The 14,975-nt window shown below is 60.0% G+C and carries 9 protein-coding genes; 1 reads left to right on the top strand and 8 read right to left on the bottom strand.

Annotated elements, in window-relative coordinates:
- The gene (locus HBN68_RS13615) at positions 1 to 1,041 is read left to right on the top strand and encodes an AraC family transcriptional regulator (protein WP_094993939.1); all 1,041 of its coding nucleotides are present in this window, start codon (positions 1 to 3) and stop codon (positions 1,039 to 1,041) included.
- A 244-nt stretch (positions 1,042 to 1,285) separates the two neighbouring features.
- On the opposite strand, the gene HBN68_RS13610 is transcribed toward HBN68_RS13615, so the two are convergent.
- From HBN68_RS13610 to HBN68_RS13575, 8 genes are all read right to left on the bottom strand, one after another.
- Complete coding sequence (locus HBN68_RS13610) at positions 1,286 to 2,173, bottom strand: DUF2242 domain-containing protein (protein ID WP_169964736.1); 888 nt, start codon at positions 2,171 to 2,173, stop codon at positions 1,286 to 1,288.
- Positions 2,174 to 2,309: 136 nt separating this feature from the next.
- A complete protein-coding gene (gene pelG, locus HBN68_RS13605) occupies positions 2,310 to 3,680 on the bottom strand; it encodes an exopolysaccharide Pel transporter PelG (RefSeq protein WP_169964734.1) in 1,371 nt (456 codons plus the stop codon).
- Positions 3,681 to 5,198, bottom strand: a complete 1,518-nt coding sequence (gene pelF, locus HBN68_RS13600) for a GT4 family glycosyltransferase PelF (RefSeq protein WP_094993936.1) — start codon at positions 5,196 to 5,198, stop codon at positions 3,681 to 3,683. It lies immediately after the preceding gene.
- Entirely contained in the window at positions 5,195 to 6,181 is a 987-nt protein-coding gene (locus tag HBN68_RS13595; RefSeq protein WP_169964732.1) for a HEAT repeat domain-containing protein, read from the bottom strand. Before HBN68_RS13595 ends, pelF begins: the two co-directional genes overlap by 4 nt.
- Positions 6,159 to 7,523 (bottom strand): PelD GGDEF domain-containing protein, encoded by a 1,365-nt coding sequence (locus HBN68_RS13590; RefSeq protein ID WP_249275364.1) that lies wholly within the window; start codon positions 7,521 to 7,523, stop codon positions 6,159 to 6,161. Before HBN68_RS13590 ends, HBN68_RS13595 begins: the two co-directional genes overlap by 23 nt.
- Before the next feature lie 5 nt (positions 7,524 to 7,528).
- Entirely contained in the window at positions 7,529 to 8,047 is a 519-nt protein-coding gene (locus HBN68_RS13585) for a penicillin-binding protein activator LpoB (protein ID WP_169964730.1), read from the bottom strand.
- A 28-nt stretch (positions 8,048 to 8,075) separates the two neighbouring features.
- On the bottom strand, positions 8,076 to 11,687 hold the full coding sequence (locus HBN68_RS13580) for a tetratricopeptide repeat protein (protein ID WP_169964728.1): 3,612 nt from the start codon (positions 11,685 to 11,687) through the stop codon (positions 8,076 to 8,078).
- Positions 11,665 to 14,475, bottom strand: coding sequence for a bifunctional glycoside hydrolase 114/ polysaccharide deacetylase family protein (locus HBN68_RS13575; protein WP_169964727.1), 2,811 nt, complete (start codon positions 14,473 to 14,475; stop codon positions 11,665 to 11,667). The genes HBN68_RS13580 and HBN68_RS13575 overlap by 23 nt, the downstream gene beginning before the upstream one ends.
- Positions 14,476 to 14,975 lie beyond the last annotated feature (500 nt).

Raw genomic sequence — 14,975 nt, 5'->3', positions numbered from 1 at the left:
ATGAAACCGTTACCGATGCGTTTGGGGGATTTGTCGGTCGGTTTCGTGCAACAACTGGCGGATGCGGTGCGCAGCTGCGGTCATGACCCCTTGCCCTTGCTCGATCAATACGGCCTTGATGCTGCGCGCTTGAGCCAGCCCATGGCGCGGCTCTCGATTCCGCGCTACATGCGCCTGGGGCATGCCGCGATTGGATTGACGGGCGAGCCCGCACTGGGTTTGCGCATGGGTCAGTTGAGCCGCCTGAGTCAGGCGGGGCTGGCCGGGGTCACAGCGGCGCAAGCCCCGACGGTGCGGGAAGCGGCGCGCACTCTGATCCGCTTCGAAGCCCTCTACGGCTCCAACTACCGTGGGCAGTCGAGCCTGCACGAAGATGCTCAGGGCGCCTGGCTGCGCTTTTACTCCATCAGCCCGTACAACGCCTATAACCGTTTCGTGGTGGACTCCATCATCTCAGGCTGGCTGCAGCAATTATCCGCCGTGGCCGACTGCCCGCTGACCAGCGAACAGATCGAGATCGAGTTCAGCGAACCCGACTACGCCGAGCAGTACAGCGTGCTGAGCCACAACCCGGTGCGCTTTCGTGCAGACACCAACCAGCTACGCCTCAATCACGCCACGCTTGATCTGCGCAACCCGCAGCATTGCCCAAGCACCTGGGCATATTTGCTACAATTGTGCGAACGCGAACTGGAGCAACTGACCCGTACGCGCAGTTTGCGCGAGCGCATCACCCAGTTGCTGGGGCCGTTGCTCAATGGCGGCCGTGAACCTGATCTGGAAGAAGTGGCTGCTCGCCTGAAACTGCCGACCTGGACGCTGCGCCGCAAGCTGGCGGAAGAAGGCACGCAGTTTCGCGCCATCCTCAATGACACACGCCGCGACCTCGCCATGACCTATATCCGGGACACCGAACTGGCCTTTGGAGAAATCGCGTATTTGTTGGGGTTTGCCTCGGCCGAGGCGTTTCAACGTGCCTTCAAACGCTGGAACGCTGAAACACCCGGAGAGTTCCGGCGCCGCCAGCGCCAGTCGGCATGAAGCGACCGTGCGCTGCGACGTTCAAAGCTCGGTAGCGTCGTCCGCAGGCTCCAGCGGGTCCAGTTGGGACGCCTGATACTCCAGCAGTTCTTCCTGATAATCGTCCATGTCGGCATCCTTCTGCGTCTGTTGTCGTGATCGTTCGAGCTTAACGTGCGCGCATGAAGGAAACGTGACACCTGCGCTAACACGTCTAGGGCTCAAATTTAAACGTAGCAGATCATTTCAGATTTACCGCCGCGGTTTATTGCGCTGGAGCAGGTTCTGGGTTGACCGGTGCAGTGACCGGGGCTGGCCCTGCGACAGGGATCGGCGCTTCAGGCACAGCCGCTGCAGGCGCCACGGGCGCGCTGGGCGCCGTCGGTTCTGGGGTTGCAGGAGCGTCAATCGGCGTGATGGGGGCTGCTTCCGCGGGCGGCACCATCGGCTGCGACCCCACGGGCTCGACCGCGGGCGGCGCGATCACCGGCGTCACCTCGGGCGCGATGACGGCCGGGGCCTCAGATGGCGGCGTGGCAGGTGTCGCTTCGACCTTGGCAGGCGCAGGCTCAGGCACACCCAGATCAGCCTCGGGTTTCTCTTCAATGTGCGCGGCTTTCTTTGCTTCCTTGGGCAGGAACACCTCTACCAATGAGAAGAAACGGTCATAAAACTGCGCAGACGATACGGTTTCGCTGGCCACCTTGACCATCGAATCATCGGTTGAACCAATGGGCATCGATACCGACCCCAGCACACCGACCCCAAGGCTGGCGGAGTTGTTAACCTTCTTCAGCGCATAGCGGTCCTGCAAGGCATTGGCGAACATCGTGGAGTGATGCGCCGCCCCGCCGTCATCGGCACAGACCACGTTAAAGCTGATTTCCAGATGGCTTTCACCGGTTTGCTGGAAGCTTTTATGGCCGCTGATCATTTTCGGGTCGCGGCTGGTGATGATGTAGCCCTGACTGAGCAAGGCGCGGCGTGCTGCCTCGCAAGAAGCCTTGTCGGCCACCGGGTAATTGCGCGAAAAAGTGCCGGAGTCATCGAAGTTTTCATGCTCGTAGATCGCGGTTTTCTGCGTCGAGCAACCTGCGAGGCCGGTCAGCACGAAGGCGACAACCGCGGTACGCAAGGGGAATGACATAGACATTGAACATCCTGAAGAGAACGGTACGGGCGAATGCGCGCAGTTTGATCGGATGGCGTGTCCAGAACAAGTCGAAGATGCGGCCTGTGGTCGCTGGCGCAGGCCAAGGACCACCGTTCACGCATGCCGCGCTTCCCGCTTAATCGCTGAGCATGAAGGTTTGGTACTCAAGGTCATGCAGCGCCGTCGACAGTTGCTGCAACGCCACGAGCACGCACACCAGCAATGACAAGGTAAACCCGTAACCAAAGAAACTCGGGCCAAGGTACAGGCTGAGCAGGGTCAAAGCGCCGTTCAGCACCACAAACATCACACACAGCTTGAGCACGATTGCCCGCTTGTCGAGGTAGAAAAACACGTTCAACAGCGCCATGAACACCACTTGAATGCTGACCCCCACCAGATCGATGTAAAACAACGGCAGGTAGTAACTGGAAATCCCCAGCCATTCGAGCAGGTGCGGCGCGAAGAGGAACAACAGCACCGCCGTCAGCCCCTGCACCTTGCAAATTTCCAGCAGCCCTTGCTGGATCGACAGCGTCATCTCTGCCTTGATCTGGCCGATATGCTGCAACGTCTCCCCTTCACGGATCGCCCGAAACAGACGGTCATACCATTGTGCGAAGTCGGTTTCGATGCGGACCAGAAACACCGCCATGCCGGGGATGATCGCCAGGTACGCCAGAAAGATCGGCAAGTCGTAGAGCACCGACGAGCGCATCGGGCCAATCACCGCGCTGGAAGTGGCCGGGTTGAACCAGAAGATGAACTTGTCGATCCAGATCCCCAAGTTGTAACAGAGCCCGGTCAGCAACAGGCTGGTGAACACCTGTCGCCGGTCCAGAAAATCGAACGCCACCAGCGTATCGGCGCGGTATTCGCGCAGGATGTCGTAGAGGTACAGGAACAGCAGCGTGCCGTGGCCAATCAACAGCGCCAACAGCAACCCGTTGATACCCATGAAGCTCAACAGGTACGCACTCAATACCATCAGCGCATAGCCCACCAGCATCACCAGCAAAATCCGGTTATAGGCCTTCATCCCCGACAGAAAGATGATCACCAGCCACAGGTTGCACAGGGTCACAAAATTGGCCAGCACCAGCAGCCGGTACATCAGTGGCTCGTCAAACAGTGCCCACAGCAACAGCGTGCCCAGTACGCCTGAGCTCAGGGTGACGAGCAGCAACACGCCCACCAGGTTGGGCAAGATCCGCGAGAATTTGCGCTCAAACAGCCGGTCCGAAACAAACCGTGTGAAAAACAGTTGCAGGCCGCCCGTCAGGATCAGCGAGGTGGCCATCAGGTAAGTCACCGTGATCAGAAACTGCCGGACCAGCATTTCCGGCATCAACAACCCGAGGCTCAACACCCCCACCAGCATCACGCTGACAATCGACAGCACCCACGGCCCCGAGCTGATGAGCCCGGCGTACACATAAGCGTGCAGGGTCGCGGTGTAAGAGTCGCGGGACAGGATTTTACGCAGTTCAAAACCGATGCCAGCCATTTACACCGCCTCCATGGCTGCGCGGTACAGGGTGCGATATCGCTCAAACATCAAATTTTCTCCGTAGTAACGATGCACCCGTTGCAAGCCGCTGGTTTGCGCGGCCTGCCAGCGTTGAGGGTCGCGCAGCAGGCCGAGGATCGCGCGGGAGGTGGCTTGCGGATCAGCGATTGCCACCACTTCTCCGGCCAGCCCCAAGTCGCGGTCTTCGGCAATACCGCCTTCGATCAGCTCGCGGCATGAGCCCACGTCACTGGACACCACCGGAATTCCCGCCGCCCAGGCTTCCAGGATGACCAGCGGCTGAGCCTCACTGATGGAGGTCAGTACCATCAAACCCAATTGCGGCAGGATGTTCTGAATGCTCTGGAAACCCAGGAACAACACGTTGTCTTCCAGCCCCAGGCTGGCCACTAGGCTGCGGCACTCGCTGACGTAAGCCGGGTCTTCCTCTTCGGGCCCGACAATCCAGCCCTGCACGTCAGGCATGGCGCTGACCACGCCGCGCAGGGCGCGGATAAAGGTTTTCACATCCTTGATCGGCACCACGCGACCAATCAGCCCCACCACCGGCAAAATACCGTCGGGACGGGCCTGCAACGCGGCAGTCCATTTCGGTAAGTCGATGCCGTTGGGGATCACTTGTGTACGCGCCGCATCGGCGCCGTCCTTGATTTGCCGCTGACGGTTGCCGTCATACAGGGCAATGATGTTGTCGGCGTGGTCGTACACCAGCCGCCCGATGCGTTCAAAGAAGCGGATCCACAGCGTACGCATGTAGCCGGTGCCGGTGTCCAGGCTGCCATTGAGCGCTTGCTCGCTGCTTTCCGCGATCCAGCTGGCCTGCGCCAGGTCGATCTTGCGCTCCTTGGTGTAGATACCGTGTTCGCTCAGCAGGTAGCGACAGCCCCAGCGCTGCTTGAGAATGCAGCCCACCAACCCCGCATACCCGGTGGAAATTGAGTGCAAAGCCCGCGCCCTCGGCATGTCGCGTGCGGCCTCGGCCAGCATCAGCAAGGGCGACTGCATCGAACGCAGGGTCCAGAAATAATTCACGAACGAAGGATCGCCACAGTGTTTGAGATAGCCCGCGCTCAAGGTTTCCCAACTGGCGCGGCTGCGCAGCACGTCTGTCAGGCTAAGGCGATCCTGCGCCAGCGCGTCGAGCAACTGTTGGCCCTGCGCCACGCTGGGCGCGTCCGGGTGGTGCAAAAAGCGGTACAGGTTGGCCAGTTCCGGGGCAATCGCTTGCTCGGTGGTGGTGCTCGCCGGGCGGCCTTGCCACGCCTCCTCAAGGAACACTTCTTGGATGTGCACCACGTTTGGCGGGATGTCGTAGTTTCTGCGGCTATAGGCGTTACGCTGCCCGCCGATGAACAGCACCGAAAAGGTCACTTCGGGCAACCCCAGCAGCATCTGGTGAATCCAGCTCGATACCCCGCCGCGTACATACGGCCAGGTGCCTTCAAGCAGCAGGCAAACATCCGCCACCGGTGCGTCGTGTTGGGGTGTGTTCATAACCAGCACCTTGCGAGGTCTGCGAAGGGGGGGCGACGCAACAGGTCGGCGGGCAACGTTGCCAGCAGAAGCGGAATTTGCGCGTAATGCCCGGCCCTGAAGGCAATTTCAGCGTGAAACGGAATCAACAATGAAGCATCGATACCTGCGTGTTGCGCGGCGTCCAGGTGTGTCAGCGCAGTGTCCAAGGCATCCATTTCCAGCGCAATACGCCCCGCCAGCAGGTGCAGCTCACCCCCCTCACCTTCGCGCAAGCCTTGCTCGGCATGTTCGCGCGCCTGATTCAGGACGTGCTCCAGCACACTGCCCTGGGCCAGCCCCAGATAGGCCAGCTCCCAATACCAGCGCGCCAGCGTGGCGTGCAAAGCCGCCCGGGCCGGCGGTTTGGCGGTGGGCAGCTGTTTGAGGTCGGCCTGAATCCGCTGATTGATGTCGTTCTCCTGCTTATCGAGCATTGAATACGCCAGTAAACGCACATCATCACTGGGATCAGCCAAGGCCAGCCTGAGAATCGGGATCGCGTCCCTGCCCGGCATCCGTCGTGTGCTCAGCAACGCCGAAAGGCGTAGATCCGGGTCGGGTGCGTGACGCAGTACATCCTGCAAACCACCGTCGCGAAAAATCGGTGAATGCAGCGGCTGCGAGCGAAACGGCAACTTCGGAATGCCCAGTGACTGCCAGGCTTCTGGTTCGCGAGGGCGCGGCCAATACAGTGCCGGGAAGATCACGCAGGCAACGCCCAAGGCGCCGATCACCGGGATAAAAAACACCAGAGAGAACAGAAACAGCGGGCTCCAGGGCATGGGCTGGCGATAACGCGCAGGCAACAACATCCATACACCGGCGCACAGCATGCCACTGGCAATCCCATGGGCGGTCACATAAAGCAGGAACGCCTGCCCCGGCGGCAGCTCGACCCAGAGGCTGGACCAACTGCTCGCCTCCAGCACTACCCCAAGGCTAAATAGCCACTTGCTGATCATTCAGGCCACACTCGTTGAACAGGAAGTTACGCAAGCCACCGCGCTCGGAAGCGGGCTCCAGGGTATACGGGAATACGCGCACACCAAGGCTTTGCAGGGTGTGTTGCTGGCCGAAATGTTCGTGAACCAGCGTGTTCAGACGCGTCAGGTAACCTTCGGCACCCTCGGCACTGGTCAGCGGTAACAGCACCAGCAGCCCTTGATGGTCGCGTTGGTTACGCACATTCAGTTGCAGGTCGAGCCCACGCTGGCTGCGTTCAAACAAGCTGAGCAATTGCGGCTCGGGTTCGGTCAGTTCGAAGAAGAACAGGCACGCTGACAAGTCGTGCTGCTGTACATCAATCAAGGAACGCTTGAGTTGCTGGGCAAAATGCTGTGCGTCGGCATCCGGCAGTTGCAGGCTATGGCTGTCACTGTTCAGCAGGTCAGCGATATGCCCGGCCAACAACGCCAGCAAGCTCAGCGTACGCTCTTGAAAGGCGAAGAACGGCATCTGCCGCACAGCCAGAATCGCCAGCAAGCGCCCGTCAGTGTCCATCAGCGGCACGCACACCTGCAGCGACGAAAAGTCACTCTGCTCCCCGTTATCCGTCAGGTTGCTGCGCACACTGACCAATTCGTTGCGCTCAAGGCATAAGGTGATCAGCGGGTCGTGCACCGCCAGCGCACCCATCACACCGAGGGTTGCCAAGGGTTCATCGTGAACCAGGCGCTGGTCATCCACCGGATACAGACCCGCCACCCGCAACGAACCGTACTGGCCAAGGATCGCCACTATCGGCTCAGCCAGAGCCGCCAAGGGTTGCGGGGTGCCTTGCAGTGTACGCAGCCGTTCACGCAAGCCCAGCAATGAGCTGCGCAGGCTTTGATCGCTGCCCGCAACCCGTTGCTCCAGCCGGTCGTGGGAAACCCGCAACACTTGATGGTGCCGGGTGAACTCGTCGAGGCGGTACTGGCGATAATTGTTGGCCATCTGCAAACGCTGCAAACGCCGGTCCCACAAGTCGCGCACTTCGCCCACCACCATGGTGCAGACCAGAACCCCGACGATGAATGAAGGCGAAATCTCGGCGTACAACGGCCAACCCTGTTGGCGCAGGACGAAAAACGCCATCACGATCAGGCACGCACTGCTGAGCCCACGCACAAACCCGTAACGCACACTGATCAGCAGCGGCGCCAGCAGCGGCCACGGAAATTCGCCACGCACTTGCAGCGGATCGTCAGGGGTCAGCCACAGCCCAAGGCCGAGCGCAAGTGCAGTGATTACCAGCGTTTCGAGCCAGGAGCCGAGGCCCTGGGCTCGGGGCGCCAGGCTGAAATCCATATGGGGGGAGTTCATCTCAGTTACTCAATCCGAAGGCCGCCGACCAGTTTGTGCAGCACTTTCTGTGCGGAACCGGCCAGGCTTTCACGGGACCAACCGGCACGCGCACCGCTTTCGCTCCACAACACCCGGCCGGTGGCCGGCTCGATGACCCGCAGGCTGATCCCGACCGCCGGTTCGCCATCCAGACCGTTTTTGTACTGCCACTCTTCGACGCTGCCGGCTACCACGTAATCGAGCTTCTGCTGGCGCGCCCATTCCATGGCGCCGTTCAAGCGCTCGTTGTCGTCCAGCAGGGCCTGCTCACCCTGCTCTGCCACCGGGTACATCTGGGGTTGCAAGCCTTTGTTGCTCAACACACTGAGCAAGATCTGCTCGCTACGCTCACCCGCCTGCGGGGTTTGCGAATAGTTGACCAGTGGCACCACGCCCCATTGGGCACTGCGAGACAAGGTCGGGCTGCTTTTACCGGTGAAGCTGCTGCACCCGGCGATGAGCAACACGCCCATGGCCAGCGTCAGGTTTCGGATTGTTTGCATCGTGTTTCTCCACATAGTCATTGATTGATCAGCGCCCAAACCGCAGGCCATAGCTCACGCCGAGCGTGCCACCGGCGCCCGCGCCGCCCTGAGGCGAAGACTGGTAACCGAACGTGAACGCCAGTTCGTCATCCCCTAGCACCTCCATGCCCAAGCCTGTGTCCACGCCCCAGTTGAAGGTCTTGTCGACCCACTGCCAGCCTGCCGTGACGTCCACCAGCCAGGTGTATTGCGCCTTGGTACGGTTCAAGGCGCCGGGCATGCCGCGCCGCCATGAACTGCCGACGTACACTTGGCCATAACGCGCTTGCAGCAAATCGCGGGCAGTGAGCGGCGACGTAACGTCCACGGCACGTGCACCCGTCACACGCCCCTCGTCATCTTCGATGGGCTCTAGCTCGTAAATCGGTTTGAGGAAGGCAGTGAGGTCATTCAGCTCAGCGCTTTTAAGGCTATTGCGCTGATAGTCGGCACCGGCCCGCACCACCCAGTTGGGGCCTTCGAACTCCAGGGTATGGGCCAGCTCCAGCTTGGCCTCCTGACCGGAACCCAATGCATCGCCTGCACGGGTCGAAAAGCGGTTATGCGTCAGTGCCCAACTCAACTGGTCACGCGCCGAGAAACCATGCTGCCCCTTGACCCACACCCCGTCGTGCTGGCCAAAAGCGCGCATCAGGCCGGTTTCGTCGCTCTGGCGATGCCAGTCGAGACCGGTTTCAATTTCATCGGTTGCACTCAACTGCCACGCCCGGCTCAGGCCAAAGCCGTTGCGGTCGTGATCCTGGCGGGTGCTGATGTCGGCAACCAGGCTGTAGCTGCCGTCACTCAATTGGCGGCGCAACGTGAGCAACGCATTGCGCTCCTGACCCAATTGGCCATCACGCAGTTGATCGCTGTCATAGCGGCCTTGTCCCAGCACCAGGCTGGCGTACCAGTCGTCATTGAGGTGACGGGCGAGCGTCAGTTGCGGGCCAGAAATATCCAGCCCACCAAAATCCTTGCCCTCCCAGCGCAACTGAATGCCTTGCGGCGTGCGGTCAAGGATCTCCACCGCCTGACGCCGCAATTGCTCGCGAATCATGGCGGACTGTTCGTCTCCCAGTGCCGACAAGCCCACGCTCAGGGCGTGACCGTCATGCCCCAGTTGACTGAGGGCCTCGACCTGTTGCGCCGGGTCCAGTTCGCCGCTGGCCAGCAGTTGCTTGAGCATGTCGCGATTGCGGTCACGCAGCGCTTGCTGGATCAGTTCAAAGCGGTCGACTTTTAGGCCCTGACTGCGCGCCCAGGCCAGCCAGTCGTTTTTCTGGGCCGATTGATTGGTTTCGTCCAGCCGCGCCAGCAGGCGTTCGAACCACAGTTGCAACATGGCGGGCGAGCCGTCCTGCCATTGCAATGCCTTGTTCTGCGCCAGACGCGCCGAATAACTGCTGGCCAGCAGTCGCAGCCACATGGCATACCGTTGAGAGGATTCAATCCCCGGTTGCAGGTCCACGGTGCGGGTCAACTGCAGGCGCAAGCGTTGCGCCGCTGCCAACGAACCGGCCGCTTCCAGCGCATCGGCATAGCCCGCCTGCACCAGCCAGTCTTGGGGATTGGCCTTGAGGTACAGGCGATACCAGGCCAACGACTCACTGGTGCGCCCAACCATCTGGCTGGCACTGGCGAACGGCAGCCACAGCAGGTTGTCGTTACGCGCCCGCGCCCGCCATTTTTGCAACAACGGGCCGATCTCTGCCGTACGCCCCTGATCGATGTACAACCACAGCAAGCGCTCGCGAAACAGGTTGTCATCGTCGTAACGCGCCAAGCCCTGCTTGAGCAGACGCTCGGCATCGACGAAGCGGTGCTCATGCACGGCCAAAGCAGCGCGGGCCGCCAGTACTTGCTCCTGTTCGTTGGCCTGCTGCCATGCCTGCGCACTGTCGAGCAAAACACTGACTTGAGCCCAGTCCTGCAGTTCCTGCGCCACTTGCAAGGCCACGACCAGACGCTGCGGGTTATGGGTTTTGTTCCAGCTCGCAATCATCAGCGCCAATGCCTTTTGCGGCGCACGCTTGCGGTACAGGTTGGCCAATTGCTCCTCTTCGCCGTAATTCAACGAACCCTTGATCGCCAGTAACCGTTCAAGTGCCGGCTGCAAGTCATCGTCACGCTCCAGTTCCCACGCCAGTGCCGCCCGCAGCTCCCAATAATCGGGGTCTTGAATGTCCCGGTTATCAATGTCCAGTACGTTCCACGCCCCTTGGGTATCAAAAAACCTCAGGTGCGACCCGGCCCAGTCCACACGCTCGGTGACGGTGAGCGGAAAATGTTGCGCCATTGCCTGCATGACCACGGTCTTGGCCGGGTATTGCTCGGTGTTTTCCAGGTTCTGGCTCAGACGCACCCAGGCCAGACGCTGTTCAGGGTATTTTTTCAAGCTGGCGCGCAGCACGGCTTCGGCCAGTTGCGGCGTGCCACGCTGTTCGTGGGCAAACACCAGCGCATCCAGCTCGGGCCCGGTCAGGCTGCGTGTCTCCAGGAGGCTGGTGAGCAACGGGATGCCATGATCGAAATCAAACAACTGAATCGACAAGCGCCAGGCATGCTCATACGCCGCCGGGTCATCCTGCAGCTTGAGGTAGGCCATCCAGTAATCCAGCGCCTGATAGTTATCGCCCTTCCACTCGCCCAGTCGGGCCATTTGTTCAAGAAAGGCAGCATCGCCCGCTTCGATCTGCAACAGTTCCTGACCCACGGTCCAGGCGCCGTCCTGATCGCCAAACGCCAGCCGCAATCGGAACTCCTTGCGTAAAGCCTCAAGGTTGCCGGGTTGCAAGGTCCGCCACTGCTGTAACAACACTTCGGCTTGGTGCAACTGGTCATGGGCGATCGCGGTTTCAACACCTTGCTCCAACCAATGCGGGTCGCTGTCAGGGTCATTGAGGAGCGCCACTTGCCGGCTTAACAACGCCGCCGCTTCAGCCCCTCGATCTGCGGCAATCAAGGCATCGAATGCTTGCCGCAGGTAATGTTTGTGCTGCTCGGGCGTGCTGCTGGACGCTTCCAGTTGCAGGTACACGTCAGCGGCACGGCCCGGCTGTCCACCTGCCATCGACCATTGCGCGGCACTGCTTAACCACGTCAGGCGCCGGGCCGGGTCACGCTCGGCCAGCTCGGCATAACATTGCCCCGCCAGGCCCGGTGCTTGCAGCACTAACAGCAACTGCGCCATACGTTCCAGTGCAGCAATCGGCAACTGAGCGCGATCCAGTGTGCTGAGGCGTTCGACCAGCACTGTGCGGGCACTGGCATCGGCATCCTTGGGCAACGCCAATTGATCGAGCTGCAACCCGTACAAGCGGGCGACCGTGGCGTTGGGCTGCGGCCATTGACTCAAATGTTTGCGGGCCCTGGAGTACTCGCCCAGGGTAATCAGCAGGTCCAGCAGCTTGATGCGCAACGCATCGTCTTGCGGGTGCGCGGTGAGCAGCAGTTCCGCATAGTTGGCCGAGACTGCATCTGGCTGACGGTCATCCGGGAGGAAGACGCTTTCTTGTTCAAAGGTCAGCCACAGCAGTCCGCCGACCGCCACGGCCACCACACCCAGCGCCCACGGATTGAGCAGCCGGGTTTTCTTATTGGCAGAGGAGTTGGGCATCACTCACCTGCTTCATTGGCAATTTAAAGAACCACAGGCCATTTTCCGCACGCGGGGAATAGCGCTGCCCGTTGATTTCAACATGGCACGGCCCAGCGGCCCGTACTGAAAACTGCACCTCAAACTCCCCGGCCATTGCAAAGGTGACGCGACCGTCATTCTCAAACCGCCAGCCCTGGAGCGGCACGTTGGCCTCCTCCAATGCCGGCCGTGGGTCGCGATCCGGGCGCAGGGCGAGCAACGCGCGATCGCTGCTCAAATGGACATACCGGCCTTGCGGCAGGTCGCGCACCCCGGCAACACCTGTAGAGCGAGTCAAGTCAGGCCAGCCCATCTGCGGGTCAATACGCAAGGTGCGCAAAGCGTTCATCCCGAGTACTTGCCAGTCACCGTCGGCGGTACGCGCCAGGCTGGATTCATACAGGCCGCGCACCCGTGGCAGGTAGTCACTCATCCACAATGAGATCGGCTGCTGCTTGATCATGAAGGCGTAGATATCATCCATGACCTTGATCGATGCCTGCTTGGTGCCGGAATAGAAGTGGTAATACAGGTGCAAGCCCCGCAAACGGCGCGGGTTGTCAGTCAGCTCAAAGGTGTCGATAACATCGCGAAAGCCGTAGAACGGCCCCTTCCACAGGTTGGTGTACATGTTTTCGTTAATGATCGGGGCATAGATCTGCAAGCCGCCCGCGGTGGGTCGCAATAGCGGCGAGAGCCCGGTCAGTGACGGGTTGGCGTGGGTGATGATGGTGGTGCCGCCGTTCACATTTTGCAGGCCGGCTTCATAGGCGTACTGGAGGGTGGCTTCGTCCGGTAACGCATCGCCGGGCCAGAAAATCATCTTTACCGGCTTCTGCGGGGTGGTCAGGTTGTTGTTGATGTAGTCCCGTGAACCAAACACTTCGCGACGAAAGTCGATCTTGTTGTACCCCGCAATTTTCATGTTCAGGCCATATTCGGGATGGAAGCCCTCTTCTTTCATGGCTTTTTCCGGCTGCATGAAGAATGGGTGGCTGAAGGTATGGGTGGCCACCTCGACTTTGGGGTTGGCAAACAAGGTGCGTGCAATCGGTTCCAGTTCTTTGGCCAAAAACGGGAACATGCCGCGAGGGGAGATTTCCCCTTCAATGATCGACACCGACGTCAGGAACGGATAAGGCTTGATAAACAGGTCCAGCACAGACTGCCCTGCGTAGGGCGTGCCACGGATCTCTGCGCGGGACGGAAAACCGTCACCGTCGATGTGCACGGTCGCAATGCGTCGGCCGTTTTCCGTGGTGGTGTCAGGATGCGGTTGCAGGGGAAGGCGCAACGCACGTTGAATAAACACGAACGGATCAATGATCCAGCGGCTGGCTTCGCCATTGGATTCCACCAAATACGGCGCCATTGCCATGCCGCCCCACTGGCCAATGGCAACCGGCGCAAATTCATTGCCCTTCTCATCGGCCAGCAACAGACCGGGTTTCGGGCCGCCCGGCAATATCGACAGGGGCGTCAGTTCGCGGGTGCGCAGCATTAATGGCGCTTCGAAACCGCCGATCAACGACGCGTCTTGCGACAGCAACGTGAGTGACGTCGGAGCACTCTGCACTGACGGGTGCAAACCGAGGCGTTTAAGGAGGACGGCGTTCTCAATCGGCATGCCGGCCAGGAACACCAGTGGCACGTCTTCATCCAGGCGTTGGTTGATCCAAGCATTGAAATGCTGTGCATCTTGCGGCGGGCCCGTGTTCATCCAGCTCACCACACCGGCATACACGCCCTTGAGCCGATGGGCAGGGAGCGGTTGATCGACCGGGAAATAGTCAATCCGGTAGCCCAGGTACTCGAGCAAGCCACCGAGCATCACATGCCCGGCGTTAACCGTAAGGTCCCCTTCACGCGGGTCATACAACATGGCGATCCGGCGCGGCTGGACTTCAAGGGTACTGACACCCAGGTAATCGAGGTCCGGGGTGGTCACGAACGGGATAAAGCCTTCATCGCGTAATTGACGGGCCAGTTTGCGCGCCTGTTCTCGTTGGCTAGGCGGCAGGTAATCAATGGCTACCAGCGGCATGCCTTTGTCCCGCAGAGGTTTGAGACGAGTCTCCAGCCACTCACGGTCGGCTTGTGAGACAGGCCGATAGCGTTTGGCACCGGCGTCCCACCCTGCGTGAATCGACTCGACTGCCACGGCGGCGGCCACACCGTCCAGCTCAGGCAACACTTCAAAACCGCGGTTGAAGAACAGCTTCAGCTGCGGTTCGCGGGTGTGCAGTTCGCGCAGAAAACTGGCCAGTGCTGTTTGCTGACCGGGCCATGCCGATTCCGGCAGCAGTTGAAAGCTGTCCAGCGTGTCGAGAAACAGCCCGGCGTAACCCTGCGCCTGCAGTTCATGCGCGCGTTTGAACAGATGATTGCGCCATTGCGGTGACGCCAGGTCCATCACCTGGCTGTTCCAAGCCTTGTTACGTTTAGAACTGGCGCCTTTATCCAGCCCTGACTCAATCAGTGTATTGCGATCGCCATCAAACTCGCCCACGGACAAATACGCAAACGGCTGACTGCCTAATTGACGAATTCGGGCAACGTCTGCAGTGGACAGGTGGCCGGACTCAACAACCGCCCACTCAAACTGTGCCAGCTCTTGCAAGGGGGGATTGTCTGCGTACCAAAACGCCACACTGCGAGGCGCAGGTTCAGCCGCATGACTGGCGGTGCCGGAGAGGTACAGTGAAAACGCTGCGAACAGGCGCAAAGCGACGGTACACGCACGCCTCCTGCGAAACTTGTGCTCCATAAATGACGTTTGACCTTAATGACCGAATCCAGGGCAGTTATTGCAGTGCGGCCGCTTCGGTACTCTCAAACATGATGATGAGGAGCACGCCAGTTGATCGAGTCAGGGGCATTAACGTTTGGTTCGTCATGCATCAGCGACAACGTTTTACGACCCGTTACTCATTAATCGGAGACAGCACTGCGCACCAATTGCGGGCAATCCTATGGATCCAATATTGAGCAGTCCAATTTGATTTTTTATCGCCATCGGGAATAAGCGTCGTTTTTTTGACGACTTTCGCCTGACTTAGGATTTCAAATCGCACGCGCTGGAAAAATGACGCAATCAGGAGAGTATCGAGCTAGAGCCTTACAATCCAAACGAATAGTTAATATTCCAAAAAAGGAGCGTGCCAACGCACACAGGGATGCCATTTGCGTGAGAAGACGGTCGCGAGGCAAAACTGACAGAGAGGTAAAATTCAGGCACAAAAAAAGCGACCCTGAGGTCGCTTTCTT

This window comes from Pseudomonas sp. WS 5078 (assembly GCF_012985745.1).
Lineage (GTDB): Bacteria > Pseudomonadota > Gammaproteobacteria > Pseudomonadales > Pseudomonadaceae > Aquipseudomonas > Aquipseudomonas lundensis_A.
Note: the sequence above shows the minus strand (reverse complement) of the source record. Positions and strands in the feature narration are given on the sequence as shown.